Annotated in this window: 1 rRNA gene; it reads left to right on the top strand. The window is 50.4% G+C overall.

From position 1 onward, the window contains the following. A 23S ribosomal RNA gene (locus tag EN845_RS34970) occupies positions 1 to 284 on the top strand; the annotation flags it as partial.

The raw sequence follows: 284 nt of genomic DNA, 5'->3' as shown, positions 1-284 counted from the left end.
GCGAAGCGTACGATTGGATTGTACGTCCAAGCAGTAAGACTGAGTGTTAGGCAAATCCGGCACTCTTAAGGTCAAGCTGTGATGGGGAGAGGGAATTGTTTCCTCGAGTCGTTGATTTCACACTGCCGAGAAAAGCCTCTAGCTAGATTTATGGTGCCCGTACCGCAAACCGACACAGGTAGTCAAGATGAGAATTCTAAGGTGAGCGAGCGAACTCTCGTTAAGGAACTCGGCAAAATGACCCCGTAACTTCGGGAGAAGGGGTGCTCTTTAGGGTTGACGCC

The sequence above is a fragment of the Mesorhizobium sp. M8A.F.Ca.ET.202.01.1.1 genome (assembly GCF_004791595.1).
Taxonomy (GTDB): Bacteria; Pseudomonadota; Alphaproteobacteria; order Rhizobiales; family Rhizobiaceae; genus Mesorhizobium.
The sequence above is the reverse complement of the archived record's forward strand: the minus strand, read 5'-3'. Positions and strand labels throughout refer to the sequence as shown.